The organism is Mycobacterium sp. (assembly GCF_019243155.1).
Taxonomy (GTDB): domain Bacteria; phylum Actinomycetota; class Actinomycetes; order Mycobacteriales; family Mycobacteriaceae; genus Mycobacterium.
The window spans coordinates 1-19,891 of record NZ_JAFAUS010000323.1 but is presented as its reverse complement, the minus strand read 5'-3'; the positions used below and the strand labels follow the sequence as shown (position 1 = coordinate 19,891).

23 protein-coding genes and 1 pseudogene are annotated in these 19,891 nt (G+C 65.4%); 11 read left to right on the top strand and 13 right to left on the bottom strand.

Going from position 1 to position 19,891, the window contains the following annotated elements; all coding sequences use genetic code 11:
- Positions 1-77: 77 nt before the first annotated feature.
- Together JOZ00_RS16430 and glpX are read right to left on the bottom strand one after the other, a co-directional pair.
- A complete protein-coding gene (locus JOZ00_RS16430; protein ID WP_293345376.1) occupies positions 78-1,496 on the bottom strand; it encodes a class II fumarate hydratase in 1,419 nt (472 codons plus the stop codon).
- A 29-nt stretch (positions 1,497-1,525) separates the two neighbouring features.
- Positions 1,526-2,596: a class II fructose-bisphosphatase gene (gene glpX, locus JOZ00_RS16425; RefSeq protein WP_293345374.1), complete on the bottom strand. Its 1,071-nt coding sequence runs from the start codon at positions 2,594-2,596 to the stop codon at positions 1,526-1,528.
- Between the two features lie 55 nt (positions 2,597-2,651).
- On the opposite strand from glpX, the gene JOZ00_RS16420 reads away from it, so the two are divergent.
- From JOZ00_RS16420 to JOZ00_RS16410, 3 genes are read left to right on the top strand one after another with little or no spacing between them, the layout of a single operon-like run.
- Positions 2,652-3,350 (top strand): DUF4245 domain-containing protein, encoded by a 699-nt coding sequence (locus JOZ00_RS16420; protein WP_293345372.1) that lies wholly within the window; start codon positions 2,652-2,654, stop codon positions 3,348-3,350.
- 31 nt (positions 3,351-3,381) lie between these two features.
- The gene (locus JOZ00_RS16415) at positions 3,382-4,179 is read left to right on the top strand and encodes a dienelactone hydrolase family protein (RefSeq protein WP_293345370.1); all 798 of its coding nucleotides are present in this window, start codon (positions 3,382-3,384) and stop codon (positions 4,177-4,179) included.
- A gap of 29 nt (positions 4,180-4,208) precedes the next feature.
- Positions 4,209-5,741, top strand: a complete 1,533-nt coding sequence (locus JOZ00_RS16410) for a carboxylesterase/lipase family protein (RefSeq protein ID WP_293345368.1) — start codon at positions 4,209-4,211, stop codon at positions 5,739-5,741.
- On the opposite strand, the gene JOZ00_RS16405 is transcribed toward JOZ00_RS16410, so the two are convergent.
- The 4 genes from JOZ00_RS16405 to JOZ00_RS16390 form a co-directional block, all read right to left on the bottom strand.
- Positions 5,742-6,842 (bottom strand): NAD-dependent epimerase/dehydratase family protein, encoded by a 1,101-nt coding sequence (locus tag JOZ00_RS16405; RefSeq protein WP_293345366.1) that lies wholly within the window; start codon positions 6,840-6,842, stop codon positions 5,742-5,744. It abuts the gene before it with no gap.
- A gap of 72 nt (positions 6,843-6,914) precedes the next feature.
- Entirely contained in the window at positions 6,915-7,163 is a 249-nt protein-coding gene (locus JOZ00_RS16400) for an exodeoxyribonuclease VII small subunit (RefSeq protein WP_293345364.1), read from the bottom strand.
- Complete coding sequence (gene xseA / locus JOZ00_RS16395; protein WP_293345362.1) at positions 7,153-8,403, bottom strand: exodeoxyribonuclease VII large subunit; 1,251 nt, start codon at positions 8,401-8,403, stop codon at positions 7,153-7,155. Before xseA ends, JOZ00_RS16400 begins: the two co-directional genes overlap by 11 nt.
- Positions 8,400-8,996, bottom strand: coding sequence for a lipid droplet-associated protein (locus tag JOZ00_RS16390; protein ID WP_293345360.1), 597 nt, complete (start codon positions 8,994-8,996; stop codon positions 8,400-8,402). Before JOZ00_RS16390 ends, xseA begins: the two co-directional genes overlap by 4 nt.
- An 89-nt stretch (positions 8,997-9,085) precedes the next feature.
- On the opposite strand from JOZ00_RS16390, the gene JOZ00_RS16385 reads away from it, so the two are divergent.
- The gene (locus JOZ00_RS16385; protein WP_293345358.1) at positions 9,086-10,084 is read left to right on the top strand and encodes a 4-hydroxy-3-methylbut-2-enyl diphosphate reductase; all 999 of its coding nucleotides are present in this window, start codon (positions 9,086-9,088) and stop codon (positions 10,082-10,084) included.
- A gap of 23 nt (positions 10,085-10,107) precedes the next feature.
- Here JOZ00_RS16385 and JOZ00_RS16380 read toward each other — a convergent pair whose 3' ends face one another.
- Positions 10,108-11,307, bottom strand: a complete 1,200-nt coding sequence (locus JOZ00_RS16380; RefSeq protein WP_293345356.1) for a DUF6542 domain-containing protein — start codon at positions 11,305-11,307, stop codon at positions 10,108-10,110.
- 131 nt (positions 11,308-11,438) lie between these two features.
- Here JOZ00_RS16380 and ychF point away from each other — a divergent pair, with 131 nt between their 5' ends.
- Positions 11,439-12,539 (top strand): redox-regulated ATPase YchF, encoded by a 1,101-nt coding sequence (ychF, locus tag JOZ00_RS16375; RefSeq protein WP_293345354.1) that lies wholly within the window; start codon positions 11,439-11,441, stop codon positions 12,537-12,539.
- Here the strand turns inward: ychF and JOZ00_RS16370 are convergent.
- Entirely contained in the window at positions 12,536-13,063 is a 528-nt protein-coding gene (locus JOZ00_RS16370) for a hypothetical protein (protein ID WP_293345352.1), read from the bottom strand. The two genes, ychF and JOZ00_RS16370, sit on opposite strands and share 4 nt — an antisense overlap.
- A gap of 185 nt (positions 13,064-13,248) precedes the next feature.
- Here JOZ00_RS16370 and aqpZ point away from each other — a divergent pair, with 185 nt between their 5' ends.
- From aqpZ to JOZ00_RS16355, 3 genes are all read left to right on the top strand, one after another.
- Positions 13,249-14,019: an aquaporin Z gene (gene aqpZ / locus JOZ00_RS16365; protein WP_293345350.1), complete on the top strand. Its 771-nt coding sequence runs from the start codon at positions 13,249-13,251 to the stop codon at positions 14,017-14,019.
- Positions 14,020-14,129: 110 nt separating this feature from the next.
- Positions 14,130-14,594, top strand: a complete 465-nt coding sequence (locus JOZ00_RS16360; protein ID WP_293345348.1) for a hypothetical protein — start codon at positions 14,130-14,132, stop codon at positions 14,592-14,594.
- 72 nt (positions 14,595-14,666) lie between these two features.
- The gene (locus JOZ00_RS16355; RefSeq protein WP_293345346.1) at positions 14,667-15,284 is read left to right on the top strand and encodes a cation transporter; all 618 of its coding nucleotides are present in this window, start codon (positions 14,667-14,669) and stop codon (positions 15,282-15,284) included.
- A 73-nt stretch (positions 15,285-15,357) separates the two neighbouring features.
- Here JOZ00_RS16355 and JOZ00_RS16350 read toward each other — a convergent pair whose 3' ends face one another.
- From JOZ00_RS16350 to JOZ00_RS16340, 3 genes are all read right to left on the bottom strand, one after another.
- A complete protein-coding gene (locus JOZ00_RS16350; RefSeq protein WP_293345344.1) occupies positions 15,358-15,630 on the bottom strand; it encodes a hypothetical protein in 273 nt (90 codons plus the stop codon).
- 189 nt (positions 15,631-15,819) lie between these two features.
- Positions 15,820-16,146, bottom strand: coding sequence for a hypothetical protein (locus JOZ00_RS16345; RefSeq protein WP_293345342.1), 327 nt, complete (start codon positions 16,144-16,146; stop codon positions 15,820-15,822).
- 351 nt (positions 16,147-16,497) lie between these two features.
- On the bottom strand, positions 16,498-16,998 hold the full coding sequence (locus JOZ00_RS16340; protein WP_293345340.1) for a nitroreductase/quinone reductase family protein: 501 nt from the start codon (positions 16,996-16,998) through the stop codon (positions 16,498-16,500).
- 48 nt (positions 16,999-17,046) lie between these two features.
- On the opposite strand from JOZ00_RS16340, the gene JOZ00_RS16335 reads away from it, so the two are divergent.
- The 3 genes from JOZ00_RS16335 (at position 17,047) to JOZ00_RS16325 (ending at position 18,383) form a co-directional block, all read left to right on the top strand.
- Entirely contained in the window at positions 17,047-17,487 is a 441-nt protein-coding gene (locus JOZ00_RS16335) for a DUF2255 family protein (RefSeq protein ID WP_293345338.1), read from the top strand.
- Positions 17,488-17,545: 58 nt separating this feature from the next.
- Positions 17,546-17,905: a hypothetical protein gene (locus JOZ00_RS16330; RefSeq protein ID WP_293345336.1), complete on the top strand. Its 360-nt coding sequence runs from the start codon at positions 17,546-17,548 to the stop codon at positions 17,903-17,905.
- Between the two features lie 79 nt (positions 17,906-17,984).
- Positions 17,985-18,383 carry a VOC family protein gene (locus JOZ00_RS16325; RefSeq protein WP_293345334.1) on the top strand — a complete coding sequence of 133 codons (399 nt, stop codon included), beginning with the start codon at positions 17,985-17,987 and terminating at the stop codon, positions 18,381-18,383.
- A 3-nt stretch (positions 18,384-18,386) separates the two neighbouring features.
- Here the strand turns inward: JOZ00_RS16325 and JOZ00_RS16320 are convergent, their stop codons facing one another.
- Positions 18,387-19,622 (bottom strand): cytochrome P450, encoded by a 1,236-nt coding sequence (locus JOZ00_RS16320; RefSeq protein WP_293345332.1) that lies wholly within the window; start codon positions 19,620-19,622, stop codon positions 18,387-18,389.
- A 20-nt stretch (positions 19,623-19,642) separates the two neighbouring features.
- A pseudogene (locus JOZ00_RS16315) lies at positions 19,643-19,891 on the bottom strand (TetR/AcrR family transcriptional regulator); the annotation flags it as partial.

The following is a 19,891-nucleotide window of genomic DNA, read 5'->3' as shown; positions in this document are numbered from 1 at the left end:
CCCATACGGATTGGCTCCGTACGGCCCCTGTCCGTAGGGCCCCCCGGGAGGAACCGTCATCGCCCAACCACCCCCACCTAATTCGCCGGTTTGACCTTGGCCATCGCGAGCACATCGAGCCGGCGGTCCAGCTCCTCCAGCGACAGCTTGTCCCCGATCAAGCCGCGGTCGATCACCGCCTGCCGAATCGTCTTGCGCTCCTTGAGTGCCTGCTTCGCAACCGCGGCGGCCTCCTCGTAGCCGATCGCCGAGTTCAACGGCGTCACAATGGACGGCGATGATTCGGCCAGTTCGCGCAGGTGCTCGACGTGTGCCGTCAGCCCGCTGATGCAGCGCTCCGCGAACAGCTTCGACACGTTGGTCAGCAGTTTGAACGACTCGAGAATGTTGCGGGCCATCATCGGGATGTAGACGTTGAGCTCGAACGCGCCGTTCCCGCCGCCCCAGGCGACGGCGGCGTCGTTGCCGATCACCTGCGCGGCGACCTGCGTAACCGCTTCCGGCAGAACGGGATTCACCTTGCCCGGCATGATCGAGCTACCCGGCTGCAAGTCCGGCAGCTGGATTTCGGCCAGCCCGGTCAGCGGGCCGGACCCCATCCAGCGGACGTCGTTGGCGATCTTGGTCAACGACACCGCTATGGTGCGCAGCGCCCCGGACGCCTCCACCAGCCCGTCCCGGGCCGCCTGCGCCTCGAAAGAGTTGACCGCAGGCCGCAATTCGGACAGGCCGGTCGAAGCGACGAGTGTCTCGACCACCTTCGCGCCGAAGCCGTCGGGTGCGTTGAGGCCGGTGCCCACCGCGGTTCCGCCGATCGCCAGCTCACCCAGTCGGGGCAGGGTGGCGCGCACCCGCTCGATGCCCGCTTCCACTTGGCGTGCGTAGCCGCTGAATTCCTGGCCGAGCGTGACCGGGACGGCGTCCATCAGGTGGGTGCGCCCCGATTTGACCACCTCGTGCCACTCGCGCGACTTGCTCGCCAGCGCTTCGTGCAGCACCTCGAGCGCCGGAATCAGATGGCGCACCGCGGCTTCGGTGGCCGCGATGTGGGTGGCGGTCGGGAAGGTGTCGTTGGACGACTGCGACATGTTCACGTCGTCGTTGGGGTGCACCGTGACACCGTTGGCCGCCGCGATGCCGGCGATCACCTCGTTGGTGTTCATGTTGGAGCTGGTGCCCGAACCGGTCTGGAAGACGTCGATGGGGAACTGGTCGTCGTGTTGCCCATCGGCGATCTCGGCCGCGGCGGCGATGATCGCGTCGGCCTTCTCCGGTGCCAGCAGCCCGAGGTCTTTATTGACCTGCGCGCAGGCGCCCTTCAGCAGGCCCAGCGCGCGGATCTGGGTGCGCTCGAGACCGCGGCCAGAGATCGGGAAGTTCTCCACCGCGCGCTGAGTCTGGGCGCGCCACAACGCTTTTGCGGGCACCCGGACCTCACCCATGGTGTCGTGCTCGATGCGGTACTCGGTGTCGTTTCCAGAGCCTTCAGTGGCCATAGAGTGGCTTCCTCGTTGTCGATCGGTGGTCAGGGCAGGGGATAGGCGGCAGAGCTGTCGCCCGTGAAATCGATAGAGGAGTACTCGTTGAGTTTCGAAAGCCGGTGGTAGGCCTCGATCATCCGGACGGTACCCGACTTCGACCGCATCACGATCGACTGGGTGGTGCAGCCGCCGGGGTAGTACTGCACGCCCTTGAGCAGGTCACCATTGGTGACGCCGGTGGCGCAGAAGAAGACATTGTCGCCGGAGACCAGGTCCTCGGTGTTGAGCACCTGATCGAGGTCATAGCCGGCGTCGACCGCCTTCTGGCGTTCCTCGGCGTCCGTAGGAGCCAGCTGTGCCTGGATCGCCCCGCCCATGCACCGGATCGCGGCGGCCGCGATGATGCCTTCAGGGGTGCCGCCGATGCCGGCCAGCATGTCGGTGCCCGAGTGCGGCCGGCAGGCGGAGATCGCACCGGCGACGTCACCGTCGGTGATCAGCCGGATGCGGGCCCCGGTCGCCCGGACCTCCTCGATCAGCTGGGCGTGCCGCGGCCGGTCCAGGATGCACACGGTCATGTCGCGCACCGACAACGCCTTGACCCTGGCGACGGCCTTGATGTTCTCGGCGATCGGCGCGGTGATGTCGAGCACATGCGCGGCCTCGGGCCCAACGGCGATCTTGTTCATGTAGAAAACCGCGGACGGGTCGAACATCGCGCCGCGGTCGGCCACCGCCAGCACGGAGATGGCGTTGGGCATGCCCTTGCTCATCAGCGTCGTGCCGTCGATCGGGTCGACGGCGAAGTCGCAGTCCGCGCCGTCGCCGTTGCCGACCTCCTCGCCGTTGTAGAGCATCGGCGCCTGGTCCTTTTCGCCTTCACCGATGACGACCACGCCGCGCATCGACACCGTGTTGACCAGCTCGCGCATCGCGTCGACGGCAGCCCCGTCGCCGCCCTCTTTGTCGCCGCGGCCCACCCAGCGTCCGGCGGCCATGGCACCGGCCTCGGTCACGCGTACCAGTTCCAGGGCCAGGTTGCGGTCCGGGGCTTCGCCGCGGGGCCGCGGTTGCGACGAACCCGAGCCAGATGAGCGGTCACCCTCGACTGTCATGGTTGTCGATTGTCCCAGAAGCGGATCGGTCTGCTGGAACTGGGATACTCGGAGGATGACCGATGAGCCGCAGCACAATGGCAGCTCGGACGCCAGTTCGGACGCTTATGTGGGCGGCGAGCCGACTCCGGCGCCCAGAGCAGCCAAGCCGCGGTTGCTGCAGGACGGCCGCGATATGTTCTGGTCGCTCATTCCGCTGGTGATCGGGTGCATCATCCTGGCCGGCTTGGTGGGAATGTGCTCTTTCCAGCTGGGCCGCAACAAGGGCGTGATTCCTTCGTACGACGCGCCGGCTGCCTTGAAGGCCGACGCCGCGGCGCTGGGCTTTCCTATTCGGCTGCCGCAATTGCCCCCCGGCTGGCAGGCCAACTCGGGCAGCCGCGGGGGCATCGCTGGGGGTCGGGCGGAACCCTCGACCGGACAGCGGCTGAATGCCGCCATCTCGACCGTCGGCTACATCAGCCCGACAGGTGAGTATCTGAGCCTGACCCAGAGCAACGCCGACGAGGACAAACTGGTCGGCTCGATCCACTCATCGGCGTATCCCACCGGGACGGTCGATGTCGCCGGCACAAATTGGGTCGTCTATCACGGCGCCGGCCAGAGTGGAGCCGAAGCCGAGCCGATCTGGACGACGCGGCTCACCGGCCCATCCGGCACCACCCAAATCGCGATAACCGGCGCCGGAAGCACCGATCAGTTCCGTACGCTGGCCTCGGCGACGCAATCGCAGCCGCCGTTACCAAGCCGCTAGCCGGCCCGCACCAACAAGGGGTCCACGTAGCGTGACCGCACCCGAAGCAGACCTGTCCGGATGGTCCGCGACGCCGTTCGCCGGCGGCGGCTATACGCATGACGTCTATCGCAAAGGCGCCGGTCCCGGGGTCGTGCTGATCCCCGAGCTGCCCGGGATCCATCCCGGCGTACTCGGTCTCGGTAATCACCTGGTGGACAACGGCTTCACCGTGGCCATCCCCTCGCTGTACGGCGTTGCGGGCCGGGCGGCCACGGGTGCCTACGCGATGGGGTCGATCGCGCGGGCATGCGTGGCAAGGGAATTCGCGGCGTTCGCGACCAACAAGCAGCGGCCGGTGTCGTTGTTCCTGCGCGCGCTGGCCCGTGACCTGAACGCGTCAACTCCGGGCAAGGGCGTCGGCGTGATCGGTCAGTGCTTCTCCGGTGGTTTCGCGCTGGCTGCCGCGGTCGACGACAGCGTGCTGGCTCCGGTGCTTTCGCAGCCGTCGGTGCCGATCTTTATGGGTGCGGCTCGGCGTCGCGATCCCGGTCTGAGCGAGTCCGAGCTGGCCACCGTGGCCGACCGGTGCGCCAACGACGGGTTGTGCGCCATGGGTTTGCGCTTCAGCGAGGACAAGTTGGCTCCCAAGGAGCGGTTCGCCACGCTCAAGCAGCGGCTCGGCGACGCATTCGAGGTGATCGACATCGACTCGGGCCCGGGCAACGAACACGGTTTCGGCAAGATGGCGCACTCGGTTCTGACCCTCGAGGTCCGTGAGGTCGACGGCCATCCGGCTTATGAGGCCCGCAAGCGGGTGGTCGAGTTCCTCACGCAGCGCCTGACTTAGGCCAAATTTTCAGGAGATAGTGCACACGCATGGCGATCGACGACCTTGTGGTCGAAACCACCTACGGCCCGGTCCGGGGCAGTGACGACGGCCGCGTCAGAACCTGGCGCGGGCTGCGATACGCGGCGCCGCCCGTCGGCGACCTGCGCTTCCGGGCGCCCGAGGCACCGCAGCAGTGGACGGAGGTCGTCGACGCCAGGTCCTTCGGGCCCGCCTGCCCGCAACCGGTGTTTCCCAACATGCCGCTCGACCTGGGGGCGCCGCAGGGCGAAGACTGCCTGAGGCTGAACGTATGGGCGTCGTCGGACACCCGGCCCGGCGCCGGGAAACCCGTGATGGTGTGGCTGCACGGGGGAGCCTACGTCCTGGGATCGAGCAGCCAATCGCTCTATGACGGCCGCAGATTGGTGGGCGACGGCGTCATCGTCGTGACAGTCAACTATCGACTCGGCGCGCTGGGTTTCGTCGACCTGTCGTCGTTCAATCCCAGATTCGACTCGAATGTCGGGCTGCGCGACGCGCTGGCCGCGCTGGTCTGGGTGCGCGACAACATCGCGGCGTTCGGTGGCGACCCCCGACGCGTCACCCTGTTCGGTGAATCCGCGGGTGCCGGCATGGTCACGACGCTGCTCGCCAGCCCGGCCGCCGCGGGCCTGTTCGCCGGTGCGATCGCGCAGAGTTCGCCCGCGACATCGGTGTACGACCGCGAGCGAGCCCGCCGCGTGGCCGAGGCGTTGCTCGACAAGCTGGGAATTACGGCGGCGGAGACGCAGCGCCTGACCGACATGCCGCTGGAAGCAATCCTGGCCGCGTCCCAGCAGGTGTTCGACGATGTGCCCGCACGCAATCCGGGAACGCTGGCGTTCGTCCCGATCGTGGACGGCGATGTGCTGGACGACTACCCGGTGAAGCTGGCGCAGGAGGGCCGCTCACATCCGGTCCCGCTGATCATCGGCACCAACAAGCACGAGGCGGCGCTCTTCCGGCTGATGAAGTCGCCGCTGATGCCGATCACTCCCCGCGCGATCACGTCGATGTTCAACCAGATCGCCGCCGAGCAGCCCGATCTGCAATTGCCGACCGAGGAGCAGATCGGCTCGGCGTATTCGCGACGACGGCGAAAAGCTCGGAGCCTGCGCATCGCGACCGACGTGGGCTTCCGCATGCCATCGGTGTGGCTCGCGGAGGGGCACGCCCACGTGGCGCCGGTGTATCTGTACCGCTTCGACTACGCCACACCGCTATTGCGGCTGCTGCTGATCAATGCGGCGCACGCCACCGAATTGCCTTACGCGTGGGGCAATCTCGGCGCTCCGAAGGATCCGACTCTCAAGCTCGGCGGCGTCAAAACCGCCAAGGCGGTGTCCCGACGGATGCGCGCCAGATGGGTCAACTTCGCCGCGCACTCCAAGCCCGTCGGCCCCGCCGGTGAAAGCGATTGGGCGCCGTACCAGGAGACCGATCGTGCCTGCCTGCTCATCGACAAGCGTGACACCGTCGCGCACGACATCGATGCGCCCATCCGGCAGGCGTGGGGCACCGAGATGGTGAGCTTCCGCTAGCTAGCGGCTTCCGCTTAGCGTCGGATCACCTTCCAGCGCTTGCTTTTTCATCTGATGGAACATGTCGACGTAGTACGGCAGGCACTCGTTCATCGCCTGCTCGGTGTTAAAAGGGGGTTGATAGCCGAGATCACGGGTGGCCTTGGCGATCGAGAAGTAGTTGTCCAGATACAGCCGCTCGACGGCCAGCGGCTCCAGTAGCGGTGCCGGTATCCCGAACCGGAAGTGCAGTCTCTGCCACCCGGTCATCGCCGCGCGCACGATCGGGCCGTTGACCCGCACCCGGGGCCAGTTCTCGCCGCAGGCCTCGATCACCGGCCTGGCGAACTCGAACATGTTGATCGGCTCGGCGTCGTTGATGAAGTACGCCTGCCCGGGGGCGGTGCCGCCGGGCACCAGGTGTTGGGCCGCCAGGATGAAACCGTGAATCAGGTTGTGTACGTAGGAGTTATCCAACCGCGCCGATTTGCGGCCGATCAGAACTTTGACGTGGCCGGCGATCACGCTTTCGAAGAGCCTGCGGAACATCGTCTGATCGCCGCGGCCCCAGATGCCGCTGGGCCGGATCGCGCACGTCAGCATGCCGCTAATACCGTTCTGCGACAACACAAATCGCTCGGCGACCACCTTGGTCTCGGTGTAGAGGTCGTTGAACCGTTGGGTGTAGGGCAACGTCTCGTCGCCGCCGGAGATGGTCTGGCCGCCCATCACCACGCTGTTCGACGAGGTGTAGACGAATCGCTTGACCCCCGCCGCCTGCCCGGCGTGCACCAGGTTCTCGGTGCCGCCGACGTTGACCGCGAAGCTGCGCTGCCGGTAGGCGTCGGTGACCGACGCGCCGCCCATCAGGTCGATGATGGCCGCGGTGTGAAAGACCGTGCCGACGCCGTCGACCGCTTTGGCGCAGTCGGCCGTGTCCGTGATGTCCCCCTGCAGCACCGTCAGGTTCGGATGCGGCGGCAACGGCGAGGGGGCACGGTCGAAGGAGCAGACCTGGCAGCCCCGGTCGAGCAAGGTGGTTACCAGGTTGGCGCCTACGAACCCCGAGCCTCCGGTGACCAGGACGCGACCGAGGTCGGTTGTCAGTGATGCATCACCCATCGGCGAAGCATAACTGAAACGTGTTCCAGTTTGTTGAGAATTCACCAAGTGATTTCGCCTCGACGGCCGGATTCACGCGTCGTCGGCCTGGCCCGCGGCGAGCGCGTCCTCGATTCGTTTGCGTGCACCAGCTAAATGCTGCTCACAGCGTTTAGCCAGCTGTTCGCCTCTTTCCCATAATTTCAGCGATGCATCGAGGTCCAGGCCGCCCTGCTCCAGCAGTCGCACGACTTCGATCAGCTCGTCCCGGCACGCCTCATAACCGAGATCACTAATGGGCCTAGCTGCGTCCGCGTCGTCCGCGTCTTTTCTAGGCGCCATCGGTAGGCCCTTCGCTCGTCGCGGACACGGCGCCGTCGGCGACTCGCACGCGCAACCGAGTGCCCGCGGGGGCGTCATCGACCGATCGAAGCACCACGGGCGCTCCGGCGTCGGGAACGGTCTGAACCACGGCATACCCGCGGGCCAGGGTGGCCGCCGGCCCCAGCGTGGCCAGCCGGGCGCGCAGGTGGCCGACGCGCTCCGCCTCGACGGCGGTCAGCCGGGTGATGTCGCGGCGGATCGCCGACCGCGCACGGTGCACCTCGTCGGCGCGCGCCGTCAGGGCCGCGAGCGGCTCGGCCAGCACCGGACGGCTGCGTAGCTGGGCCAGCGCGCGTTGCTCGCGGGCCACCCAGTTGCGCAGCGCCTGCGCGCTACGCCGGCGCAGTTCGTCGACCAGCCGCAGCTCGGCGGCGGTGTCGGGCACCACCCGCTTGGCCGCATCGGTCGGGGTGGCGGCGCGCAGATCGGCCACCAGGTCGCACAGCGGATTGTCGGGCTCATGGCCGACCGCGCTGATCACCGGGGTGCGGCACGCGGAGACGGCGCGGCACAGCGTCTCGTCGGAGAACGGCAGCAGGTCCTCGACGCTGCCGCCGCCACGGGCCAGGACGATCACATCGACGTCGGGATCGCTATCGAGCTCGCGGAGGGCCTCGACGATCTGCGACACCGCGTTGAGACCTTGGACCGCGGTGTTGCGCACCGCGAAACGCACGTTGGGCCAGCGCGCGGCCGCCACCGTCGTGACGTCGTGCTCCGCAGCGCTGGCGCGTCCGGTGATGAGGCCGATCATGTTGGGCAGGAAGGGGATTGGGCGCTTCAGCCGCGGGTCGAACAGTCCTTCGGCGTCGAGCAGCCGACGCAGCCGATCCATGCGCGCCAGCAGTTCACCGACGCCGACCGCGCGAATCTCGCTGAGGCGCAACGAAAACGTGCCCCGTCCGGTGTAGAAGTTCGGCTTTCCGCACACCACCACCTGGGTGCCCTCGGTCAACTTCACGGGCGCGCGCAGAACCAAGTCGCGAGAGCATGTGACGGTCAGCGACATGTCGGCGGCCGGGTCGCGCAGCACCATGAACACGGTTTTGGCATCCGGCCGCATTGAAATCTGGGCGAGCTGACCCTCTACCCACACGATGCCGAGCTTGTCGATCCAGCTCGCGACGCGAATTGCGACCGCGCGCACCGGAAACGGGTTCTCGGCGGAATTCGGCGGGGAGGTTGCGGCTCGGGTCACTTCGCGTTCGCGCGGGTGATCCTGTTGGCGAGCAACGTCTGGAACGGTGCGCGCGCCTTGGTGGCCTGCTCGTAGGCCAACAGGGATTCGAGGTCGTCGACGCTCAGCGACTGCAGACGCGCGCGCAGCTGCGCGAGCGTCAGCGAAACGTAGTCGAGCTCCTCCGCGATCTCGGGCAGTGGAACCGAGGCGCCGCTCGACTTCTTCGACGGCCGCACGGAATTGGTCAGGGCGCTGGCGTCTTCGTGCGCCTCTGCCACGGAGTACAACGCGAATCGTCCCTCGGCCCTGCGGTCGCCCTCGCCGCTCTCGGGCAACGCAGCGAACGAGCCTTCGGCCGACTCCTCCAACTCCTCGTCGAACGTCGCCCACTCGGGCTTTTCGTCCCGGGGCGGGAAAATCGACTCAAGGGTGCTGTCGCCCTTGATTACCAGCTCAGCGAGGTTCTGCTGAAACCGCATCACTATGTGCGCCGCCTGACTGGCAATCGTCATCGGATACATCAGGATCGTCTTCGGCAGCTTCATTGTCTCCTCGACGGCGACCGTCGCCGCGCCGACCAATAGTCGAACTCCATACGGTGCAGTAGCCATGGGTCCAAGATTGCCCTAACCGGCGGATAAGTCCAAGCCCACCGCCGCGAGCTGGCAGGCCCGTGTCGGCAGAACGTACCCTTGGTGTCATGCCGCCGACTGTCGACATGGGAATTCCCGGCGCAGCCAGCTCAGTAGCCAACGACCCGACCCGCAGAAGGGTGCTGCTGGCGGAGCCGCGTGGGTACTGCGCGGGTGTGGATCGCGCCGTGGAAACGGTCGAACGCGCCCTGGAAAAGCACGGACCGCCGGTCTACGTGCGCCACGAGATCGTGCACAACCGCCACGTGGTGGACACCCTGCAGAAGGCCGGGGCGGTGTTCGTCGAGGAGACCGACGAGGTCCCCGAGGGCGCAATCGTGGTGTTCTCCGCGCACGGCGTCGCCCCGACGGTCCACGCGGCGGCCGCCGCACGCAACCTGCACACCATCGACGCCACCTGCCCCCTGGTCACCAAGGTGCACAACGAGGCCAGGCGATTCGCCCGCAACGACTACGACATCCTGCTGATCGGCCACGAGGGTCACGAGGAGGTCATCGGAACCTCCGGCGAGGCGCCCGACCACGTCCAGCTCGTCGACGGTGTCGCCGCGGTGGACCACGTGTCGGTGCGCGACGAGGACAAGGTGGTGTGGCTCTCCCAGACCACGCTGTCGGTCGACGAGACCATGGAAATCGTCACCCGGCTGCGCCAGCGCTTCCCCAAGCTGCAAGACCCGCCCAGCGACGACATCTGCTACGCGACGCAGAACCGGCAGGTCGCGGTCAAGGCGATGGCTCCGGAGTGTGACCTGGTGATCGTCGTGGGCTCTCGCAATTCATCGAACTCGGTGCGCCTGGTGGAAGTGGCGTTGATCGGCGGCGCCGCAGCCGCTCACCTGGTCGACTGGGCCGACGACATCGACCCGTCCTGGCTGGACGGCGTCACCACGGTCGGTGTGACGTCCGGTGCGTCCGTGCCCGAGGTGCTGGTGCGCGGTGTGCTGGCGCGGCTCGCGGAGTGTGGCTTCGATGTGGTGCAGCCGGTCACGACGGCACAGGAAACCCTCGTGTTCGCGCTGCCCCGCGAGATTCGCTCGCTGCTCTGAGCTCCCTCTGAGCCGTTCGAGGCTCAGACGTCGTACTCCCAGGATTCCGCCGGCGGTCGCCCCTGCGACCGCCCATGCGCCCGCGAACGGCTGCGACGCTCGCTGCGCGGCTCGGCCGTCGGCTGCTCCGAGCCGGCCGACCCGCGATACCGGACCTGCGAGATGGGGTGATGCGTCGAACCGGCGCCATTCGGCGCGGGGCGGCGGCGACGCGGTTCGTACGACGGCTCGAACAGGTCGTAACGCTCGTCGGCGCCGAAGCGGCTCTCGTAGCGGCCCGAGCCGGGCGAGGCCGGCGGCTCGTACCCGTCGTAATCGTCGAAACGGCTGCTACGCGGGCGCTCGTACGGATTGCGGCGGGTGCGTGGTTCGCGACGGCCTTCGCGCGCCGATTGGCCGCGCGGGTCCGGGTCACCGTCCGGCCGAGGGCGCCGCCGTGGCCGGCGGGGCGGTTCGTCCGCGTCGTAATCGCGGGCCGTCGCGCCCCTACGAGCCGAGCGCCTCGGCCGCTCCGAACGTTCGGCCGATTCGGCCCCGTCGTCCAGCCCTTCGCGGGTGTGCCGCGAGCGGGTTCGGGAGGACCTGGTCGTAGAGCGGCTGCTGCGCGCCGTCCGGCGGGCTTTCGAGGAGCTGGACGTGCGCCGCCGGCGCGTACCGGCGGAGGCATCGTCGGCGTCCTCTGTGTCGGTCTCGGGGCGGATCAGCGACGCCAGCTTGGCGACCAGGCCACCCACGATCGACTTGGCGCCTGTGTCGTCGGCGTCATCGTCGGACTCCTTTGCCGCGCCCGTCATGCGTAAGTTGCCGAGGTACCACCTGATCAGGCCGATCGCGAGCACGCCGCCGGCGGTGCCCAGCATCAGCGGAAACCGCTCGATGAGCGGGTAGCCGCAGTTGATCAGCAGGTCTTTGAGACTCCCGACCTTGCCGTCGTGGAACAGCCAGTAGGCGCCGGGCACCGCACAAAAGAGGATCAACGGCGGCTGGATGATCGTGGTGAAAATGCCGTCCTGGCGTACCGCGAGCACCGCCGCCACACAGCCGGCTATATAGAAGCCGGCGAAGACGTGGGTCAGGTCTTTGTGGCCAGCATCGATTCCGTAGCCGATCGCGGTCGCCGTAACGGCGATGAGTACGGCCGCGTACCAGGGGACGCCGCCGATGTTGGGGTGGGCCGAACGGTGCGAAACCTCCACCGCTGACTTTGCCCGCTGAGCTGACACATGTAGACCGTACCGGGAATGGGCCGAAAGCCCCGTAAATACCTCGTAGGGACGCCGGGCGCGCCCTGCCTTTCCCGCAGGAACGGTCCCTGGCAGCCGGCCTCGCGGCCGAGCCCTAGACTTGGTTCCCCGTGAGCCTGAGCCTGGGAATAGTGGGCTTGCCCAACGTCGGCAAGTCGACCTTGTTCAACGCGCTGACCCGGAACAACGTGGTGGCAGCCAACTATCCGTTCGCGACGATCGAACCGAACGAGGGTGTCGTGCCGCTGCCCGATCCCCGGCTGGACAAGCTGGCGGAGATGTTCGATTCCGAGAAGATCGTGCCGGCGCCGGTGACGTTCGTCGACATCGCCGGAATCGTGAAGGGCGCCTCCGAGGGTGCCGGGCTGGGCAACAAGTTCCTGGCCAATATCCGCGAGTGCGACGCGATCTGCCAGGTGGTGCGGGTGTTCGCCGACGACGACGTCGTGCACGTCGACGGCAAGGTCGATCCGAGCTCTGACATCGAGGTGATCGAGACCGAGCTGATCCTCGCCGACATGCAGACACTGGAAAAGGCGGTCCCGCGCCTGGAAAAGGAAGCCCGAAACAACAAGGAACGCAAACCCGTGCACGAGGCGGCCGTCGCCGCGGGGGTAGTGCTGGACTCGGGCAAGACGCTGTTTGCGGCCGATGTCGATGTGTCACTGCTGCGCGAGCTGAACTTGATGACCACCAAGCCTTTTCTCTACGTCTTCAATGCCGACGAGGCCGTCCTGACCGACGATGCCCGCAAGGCCGAACTCTCAGCGATGGTCGCGCCCGCCGACGCGGTGTTCCTCGACGCCAAGATCGAGGCCGAACTGCAAGAGCTGGACGACGAGTCGGCCGCCGAGCTGTTGGAGTCCATCGGGCAGACCGAGCGTGGCCTGGATGCGTTGGCGCGGGCGGGTTTTCACACTCTCAAGCTGCAGACTTACCTGACCGCGGGTCCAAAAGAGGCGCGCGCGTGGGTGATTCACCAGGGCGATACCGCGCCCAAGGCCGCCGGAGTGATCCACTCCGACTTCGAGAAGGGCTTCATCAAAGCCGAGATCGTGTCGTACGACGACTTGATCGAGGCCGGGTCGATGGCGGCGGCCAAGGCCGCCGGCAAGGTCCGGATGGAGGGCAAGGACTACGTGATGGCCGACGGGGACGTGGTCGAGTTCCGGTTCCAAACAACGTCAGGAGGCAAGGCAGCCGGTCATTAACCGGCAGCGGTGAGGGCGAGACGGACGATGGTTGTCTTGGCCGCCGCATTGAGCAGCTCTTGCCGATCCGGCTGCCGGTCTCCCGGCAAGCCAAGCATCAGCCCTTTGGCCGCTCGCGGTCCGTTGCGCTCGGCGAACTCGGCGAGAACGTCGGCCTTCTGGTCGAGTTGTCTGATCGCAGTCGGTCTGGCCGCGAACCACCGCCGCTTGATAAGGACCCGTACATCCTGGGCATTGCCGATCGTCTTCGGCCAGTGCGCGGAACTGGACACGATGACGTCGCCATCATCCCAAGGGAAATACCCGATGGCGAAGCTGTAGTGCTTGCCTGTCTTACCCCCTGTGTAGCTCAGGAGCATCAAGCGACCGCTCACGAGCGGGTGCAGTGGCGATTGAAGCAAGGGTCGCACGACCACATTGGCACGTGCGAAGAGCTTGGCTAGTGGTGCCGGATCATCGAACATGGAGATCTCTTCCGTTGGTTCCTCGATTGCAGCCTCGAAGCGTAGATGTTCCGCGATCATGCACCGCTTCCCTGTGGTCCTTCGTCAGAGGCACCCAATGACTGAGGGGCCGACGGCGACGTGGTCGAGTTCCGGTTCAACCTCGAGGGGCAAAGGAGAAGGCAGGCAGCGGACCGGTCGGTAGATGTTTGAGACGTCCACAGGTGGCAACTACCCGCGGAGTTATCTACCAAAGGAGGCGGCACATGACATCGTCGTCGCTGGCTTCGAGATTCGCCGCCGAGCTGTTCGGCACGTTCTGGTTGGTATTCGGTGGCTGTGGCAGCGCGATTTTCGCGGCCAAACAGATCGCTCAAGCCGAGGATGGCAGCGCCATCTATCAGTTGGGCATCGGCTTCCTCGGAGTGGCATTGGCCTTCGGGCCTACCGTCATCACCATGGCCTACGCAGTCGGCCACATCTCGGGTGGACATTTCAACCCTGCGATCAGTCTGGGCGCGGCGGTGAGCGGGCGGCTGCCCTGGAAGGCTCTGCCCGGGTACTGGATCTCCCAGGTCGGCGGCGGCCTGCTCGCAGGCTTAGCGTTGGTGGTCATCGCGAAGGGAAAGTCCGGATTCTCGCCAATCGGGCACATGGCCGCGAACGGATACGGCCCTCATTCGCCCAGCCACTACTCGCTGGGGGCCGTAATCATCGCCGAGGTCTTGCTAACGGCATTCTTCCTCATTGTGGTGCTGGGAGCCACCGACATTCGGGCCCCAAGGGGGTTCGGGCCGTTGGCCATCGGTCTGTCGCTGACGCTCATCCACCTGATTTCGATCCCGATCAGCAACACCTCGGTCAACCCGGCTCGATCCACAGGCGTCGCTTTCTTCAATGGGGCAGGCGCACCCGGCCAACTGTGGGTGTTCTGGCTGGCGCCGCTGGTCGGGGGGCTTATCGGCGGCCTGATCTACCCGCTCCTCTTCGAGAGCCGTAAGTCGACGACGGATCAGGCGACGGCGCAGACCGGCTGATGGCCGACGGGGAGGTGGTCGAATTTCGGTTTGGATCAACATCTACATCGAAGCCGTGACCGCGACGGCTGGTCGGCGCGACAGACTAGATGTATTTTCATTGAGGGTTAATGTTTCTGTCGCCGATGAATATGGAGGCGGGCACCATGGGCGGTGTTCCAAGTCGTCAGGCTCGACTGGCGCACGCAGCGAAACATGCTGAGTTGTGGAACGCCGGAAGGAAAAACGAGTGGGTGGCGTCTTGGCGCACGATTTGTCCGGGTGAGGTTCGGATGTACGACCCGGTGGGCACCGAGGAGAAGAGCGGCTTCGACACCGCGACTTCAGAGGCATTCGACATGTTTCAGTCCATCCTCAAGATCAAGATGATCACCGTACAGGTCAACGGCAACGAGATGGCTTGGGTCTGTGAAAACCACTTTGGCACCGAGCCGAACATCCAAATGGCGCACAGCATTGAAACCTTCGCATGGGACGACCACGGCAACCTGCTGATCAAGACCTATTACCCCATGCCTGAGTCAGTGGACTCGAAAAGTGACCCCTACACGCACCTTCTCGGGGGCCAAGGCTAGGCGCGGCATCAGCGCAACTGTGGACGGCGACCTCGTCGACTTCTGGTTTGAAACAACGTCTACGAGTAACGGGTGAACCAAAAGACGCGTCTGAGGATCGTTCTCGTTCTCAACGTCTCACTGATCGCAGCGCTGATCCTCGTGGGCCTAGCTGCGCATTCCGTCAGCGTCGTTGCTGCCGCGGGCGACACTGCCGCGGACTCCGTCGCACTGATCCTCGGCTTGATCGCGGTTTCCGTGCGCGACCGGTCGAGCCATCCGCGGCGCTGGCTGGCCATACCGGCAGTCGCACTCATCAACGGCGGAGCACTGTTGATCGTATCCGTGTTGATTGTGGTCGAGGCGCTGCGTCGTCTGGTGGACGGCGTTCCTGAGGTACACGGACTGCCGGTGTTGATCGTCAGCGCGGCGACGATGGTGGTGCTGTTGGCCGGCGCCTGGGTGCTGGGTGCGTCCGCTGCGAATGAGGATCTCCATATGCGCTCGGTCCTGCTGGATACGCTGGCAGACGCCGCAGCGGCTGGGACAGTTGCAATCGCCGGTGCGGTGATTGCGACGACTCGACGGTTCTACTGGCTCGATCCAGCGCTGGCGCTTGTTATCGCGCTTGTTGTTATCCTTCCCGCGAGTACGCTCTGTAACAAGGCATTTCGCGCGATACGCGGCGATGAGATCGATTTCGGTGGATGACTAGGGACGGCGACGTGGTCGAGTTCCGGTTCAACGTCTAGCCGGCAAGCCGCCACGCTTCCCGGCCCGAACTCTATGAGCCGCTGGTCTCTTTGCGGCCTTCGTAAGGCGGGATCTCACTTCCCGTGTCTTGCGGTGGCAGTTCACCGGTGCCCCCGTAGGTATCGGAGGCCGTTGAATCGCTCATCGGTGGGTTTGCGTCTTCGTCTACGGTCCCCACTGGGCGGCCTGCTTCGCCGGGTTCTGGGGTGTCCTCGCCCGTGTCGCGCGCGCCACTGCCCAACTCCGGATTGTCGAAGTCTTCGAGTCGCCCATTTGCGGACTCATCGGGATTCTGATTGGGCATGATGTACCTCCTTGGGCTGCCTCACCGAGCGGCGAGGCGTACGCGGCGGTGTACCCCGAATCCTTTCTCGAAACCGGTCGGCTGAGATCCTCGAACCGAACCTAGATCAGGTTCGACATTGTTCTCGCGATGAGCAGACTCCGGGCCCTTCACCTCGATGAAGGGCCCGGAGCTGTCTCGGACAGTTGATCAGGCGTCGTCGTAAAGCCGGTGGCGGCTGCCCGACTTCGCCAGACCGCGGCTCACCATGTAGCCGACGCTGAGGATCACGACGTAAAGCCATGCCTTATCGGCCTGGAAGTAGTCGCCGTGCCCGTCGGTCGCTTTGACGAAGTAGGACGCAAGCAGCACTGCGACGGTCGCGGCGATGAAGACGATGAATTCCGTTGTCTTGTAGAAAGCTTTCGTCTCGCCGCCGCGCCGGGCGGTAACCCGAGCGGGCTGTGCATCCGCGGCCAGGCTGGGGATATTGGCTGCCTCTGCCCGACGGCCAGTAGTGGAATTGCTTGTGGTCATTCAGTTTCTCCTTGTCGTGCGGCGAATATGTCGACCGCGTTTTCGGGTGCGCAACGTCGCCAAAAAGGTTGTTAGACATCCCAATTCAAACGGCGCTGCCAGAGCAGCGCGCCCGAACCGATGGGGTGCCATAACGGCTAGGCTGCCCCTGTTGATTGGCTGAGTGAAATCCGGTGGGAGCTCGACGCTTACGGCTTTTGAGGATTCATAGCCGCCCGGACCGGGATAGTGGACACCAACTGTTTGAGCGTCAACCTAATTGAACCCTGCCCGGGGTTTACCCCATGAGTCAGGGTCGAAACCTATCGCGCCGGACGAGGGAGCCGAAACCTAGTCGATCGCTCACTGACTTTATTCCGAGTCTTCGGCGGTGAAGACGTCGATGGGTCGTCCGAGCGTCAGCATCACCAGCGGGATCTGGCGGCTGGTCGACCGCTGATAGTTGAGGTACGGCGGATACAGGTGAGACATATATGCCCATACTTCGTGGCGCTCTTCGCCTTCGGGCTCGCGCCACGTCGCCTCGAACGCCTGGGTCGCGATCTGCACACCAATTGTCTTGCTCGCCAGAATGTTCAAGTACCACCCCGGATGCGTGTCGGCACCACCCTTTGACCCGACGATCACGATCTCGCCGCCGAAGTTGCCGTAGATCAACGGCCTGACATACACCTTCGCCGACTTGCGACCCGTGCACCTGATCAAGCAGTGCGTCGTCATCTCGCGGCCCCCGACCGCGCTGACGTCCATGATGTGGCCCCGCGTACCACCGGAGGTCAGATAGGTCTCGAGATGTTCGGTGATCCAGTTACCGCGGTCCGCTCGGATCGCTGCGGCGTCGGTGTCGGCCATGAGTGACTCCTGAACTTAGACGGGCGAAGGCCATGTAACCACGCGCCCGTGTGGCTGGTCTGGGCGGCCTTCGACGAGTTCGAAGAAGACAAGCGCTCGTCGGTACGCTCGGCAATCATGAGCTGGACCGCTGAGCAGCTCGCGCACATCGGCGCGGCCCGCGAACTCGAGATTGCGGTGCGCCGTGCGGACGGGACACTTCGGCCGTGGACACCGATTTGGGTAGTGCACGCCATCGGCGACGTGTATGTCCGCACGTGGTACCGCAGGGATACCGGGTGGTTCGGCCACGCGCTGCGCGGCGGACGCGCGCGAGTGCGCGTCCCCGGCCTGGAAGCCGACGTGCGCGTCGAGGACGTCGGGACCGGCTCGTCGGCACTGCGGGCGGACGTGGACGACGCCTACCGCGCCAAGTACGGCGGCGGTTCGACCGGAAACATGGTCTCCGACGATGCCGCGGCGACGACGCTGCGGTTACTCAGGGAATGACGTGTGAGCGCATCATCTACTTGCACGTAGAGTTTCGTCGCGGCGCTAAGGTGAGCTGGTGATCGCGGAAGATCGTCCTGAAACTCCCGACGAACTCGAAGGCCGCACTGAAGAGCTCGAAGCGCGCGAAAAGGCTCTCGAGCAGCGCGAGGGCGACGTCAAAAGGCGCGAGTTCATGGCGGGCAGACGGGATCGGATCGCCGATAAGCGGGACAAAATCGCGAACGATCGCGAGGGGCTGGCCGACGAGCGCGAGAAAAGTGCGGACCAGCGCGAGGGCACGGCCGCAGCGCGCGAACGCGAGCGGCTCCGGCGTGTGGACGAAGGAACCGAGCGCGAGAAAGCCGATGCCGAGCGCGAGCAGGCGGACGTCGATCGCGAGACCGCCGAAACCGAGCGGCGTCCCGACTACGAATGACCAACCCGCGCTTGTCGGACCCGGCCCCTAGCATGCGTTAGCGCAAGAGGATTGCACCTCGAAGGCATGCGGAGGCCCCATGAAGTTCATCTCGACTCGCATCATCACCGCCGACGTCAATCGGCTCGTCGGTTTCTACGAGATGGTCACCGAGGCCTGTGCGGTATGGGGGAATGAGCTTTTCGCCGAGATCCCGACGCCGATTGGCACGCTGGCCATCGGCAGCGACAAGACCGTACCGCTGTTCGGCGACCGATCCGCCGAGCCGGCGGCCAACCGGAGCGCGATTTTGGAGTTCATCGTCGACGACGTGGACGCGGAATACGAGCGGCTCCGCGGGCGTGTCGGAGAGGTCGTCACCGAGCCGACAACCATGCCGTGGGGCAATCGCGCTCTGTTATTCCGGGATCCGGATGGGAACCTCGTCAACCTGTTCACCCCGGTATCGGAAGAGGCTCGCGCCAAATTCGGCGTGTAAGAGTTATCGACTCCGCCCGAACGCGACGGGTAGCGATTCGTAGACGGTCATGTTGGACGCCATGTTCGGATGCTGAATAACCGGCGCGCCCGTCTCGATATCGTCTGTGCTGAGCAGGATTTCGTCGAGTGCCGCCCTGATTTCCGCTCGCGCCAGCATTGCCCCCAGGCAGTGGTGCGCACCGCCACCGCCGAACGCCACGTGGGGGTTGGGGTCACGATCAATCCGAAAGTCGAGCGGCCGATCGAAGACGTCCTCGTCGCGGTTGGCGGAGCGAAGCATGGTCACCACGCGTGCGCCTGCCGGGACTTCAGTGTCGCCGAGGACGACGTCGCGGGTCGCCCCACGCACCCAGAACATGATCGGCGTGGAATAGCGCAGCACCTCTTCGGCCGCGCGCCCACGGATTTCGGGCTCGTCGCGATACCTGGCGATTTGATCCGGGTTCGCGACGAACGCCCGTAGCCCGTCGCACAGCGCGTTGCGGGTGGTATCGCTGCCGGCGAGGCTGAGGATGAAGAAGAACATTTCGAGTTCGTTGTTGGCTAGCAGGAACTTATCGCCGGATTCGTCTTCGATCTCGGCGGTGCACAGCGTCGACCAGATGTCGTCTACCGGATTCTCGCGCTTTTGCGCGGTCAGTTCGGTTGCGTACTGGAACAGGGTGAGGAAGGGGAGCAGGTCATCGCCGGACGGCACCGAGATGCCCGCGCCCGCGAGCTTGAGAACCTCGCCGATCAGGCCGAACACTCGCGGCCGATCGTCGGATGGAATGCCGACGATGTCGCCGATGACCGAGATGGGCAAACCCGCGGCGAGATCGATGAAATCCCCACCGCCGCTGTCGAGTAGCGCGACCGTCATGTCGCGTGAACGCGCACGAATCCCCTCCTCCAACTTGTCGACTGCTTTCGGGGTGAATGCCTTGGCGATGAGCTTGCGGCGTTTTGTGTGATCGGGTGGGTCGAGGTTGACGATCGCGGGATACGCGGCGAACAGGTCGGCCTGCTGGATCAGGGGACCGTCGGTCGCCGTGAACGTCTCGTGGTCCCGGTGGACGCGGCTGACCTCGGCGTGTTTGGTACACACCCAGAATTCGCGTCCCAGTTGCTCATTGACCGCACTGGTCAACTCCTGGTGGTAAACCGGTGCGGTGTCGCGCAATTCGGCGAAGACCTCATCGGGAAAGCCATTCGCCCACAAGGTGGGGTCGGCCAGGTCGAGTACAGATTGGGTCATGATCTGCTCCAGAGGCTTCGTCAGATGTGTTTGAGGCCGGTGATTATCACGTTCAGGCCGTGCAGGAACGTCGATTCCATCTCGTCGCTCAGCGAGGCATCCGGTGAAAGCCGATGGGCGAGTTCAACCGATCCCAGCAGGTGGACGTACAAGACGGCGTGTGAACCAGCGAAATCGCTTGCTGCCAAACCGGATTCGTGCAGAATCAGGCGGGTCGCTTGGTCCATGTTGCGCGCGGCCTCGGTGTGTGGCCGCTGTTGCAGCAGCGC

What these genes read in the sequence shown, in the direction of transcription:
- JOZ00_RS16430 (WP_293345376.1), bottom strand. Translation starts at nt 1,496, where the DNA reads ATGGCCACTGAAGGCTCTGGAAACGACACCGAGTACCGCATCGAGCAC.
- glpX (WP_293345374.1), bottom strand. Translation starts at nt 2,596, where the DNA reads ATGACAGTCGAGGGTGACCGCTCATCTGGCTCGGGTTCGTCGCAACCG.
- JOZ00_RS16420 (WP_293345372.1), top strand. Translation starts at nt 2,652, where the DNA reads ATGACCGATGAGCCGCAGCACAATGGCAGCTCGGACGCCAGTTCGGAC.
- JOZ00_RS16410 (WP_293345368.1), top strand. Translation starts at nt 4,209, where the DNA reads ATGGCGATCGACGACCTTGTGGTCGAAACCACCTACGGCCCGGTCCGG.
- JOZ00_RS16405 (WP_293345366.1), bottom strand. Translation starts at nt 6,842, where the DNA reads ATGGGTGATGCATCACTGACAACCGACCTCGGTCGCGTCCTGGTCACC.
- JOZ00_RS16400 (WP_293345364.1), bottom strand. Translation starts at nt 7,163, where the DNA reads ATGGCGCCTAGAAAAGACGCGGACGACGCGGACGCAGCTAGGCCCATT.
- JOZ00_RS16390 (WP_293345360.1), bottom strand. Translation starts at nt 8,996, where the DNA reads ATGGCTACTGCACCGTATGGAGTTCGACTATTGGTCGGCGCGGCGACG.
- JOZ00_RS16385 (WP_293345358.1), top strand. Translation starts at nt 9,086, where the DNA reads ATGCCGCCGACTGTCGACATGGGAATTCCCGGCGCAGCCAGCTCAGTA.
- JOZ00_RS16370 (WP_293345352.1), bottom strand. Translation starts at nt 13,063, where the DNA reads ATGATCGCGGAACATCTACGCTTCGAGGCTGCAATCGAGGAACCAACG.
- aqpZ (WP_293345350.1), top strand. Translation starts at nt 13,249, where the DNA reads ATGACATCGTCGTCGCTGGCTTCGAGATTCGCCGCCGAGCTGTTCGGC.
- JOZ00_RS16360 (WP_293345348.1), top strand. Translation starts at nt 14,130, where the DNA reads ATGTTTCTGTCGCCGATGAATATGGAGGCGGGCACCATGGGCGGTGTT.
- JOZ00_RS16350 (WP_293345344.1), bottom strand. Translation starts at nt 15,630, where the DNA reads ATGCCCAATCAGAATCCCGATGAGTCCGCAAATGGGCGACTCGAAGAC.
- JOZ00_RS16345 (WP_293345342.1), bottom strand. Translation starts at nt 16,146, where the DNA reads ATGACCACAAGCAATTCCACTACTGGCCGTCGGGCAGAGGCAGCCAAT.
- JOZ00_RS16340 (WP_293345340.1), bottom strand. Translation starts at nt 16,998, where the DNA reads ATGGCCGACACCGACGCCGCAGCGATCCGAGCGGACCGCGGTAACTGG.
- JOZ00_RS16325 (WP_293345334.1), top strand. Translation starts at nt 17,985, where the DNA reads ATGAAGTTCATCTCGACTCGCATCATCACCGCCGACGTCAATCGGCTC.
- JOZ00_RS16320 (WP_293345332.1), bottom strand. Translation starts at nt 19,622, where the DNA reads ATGACCCAATCTGTACTCGACCTGGCCGACCCCACCTTGTGGGCGAAT.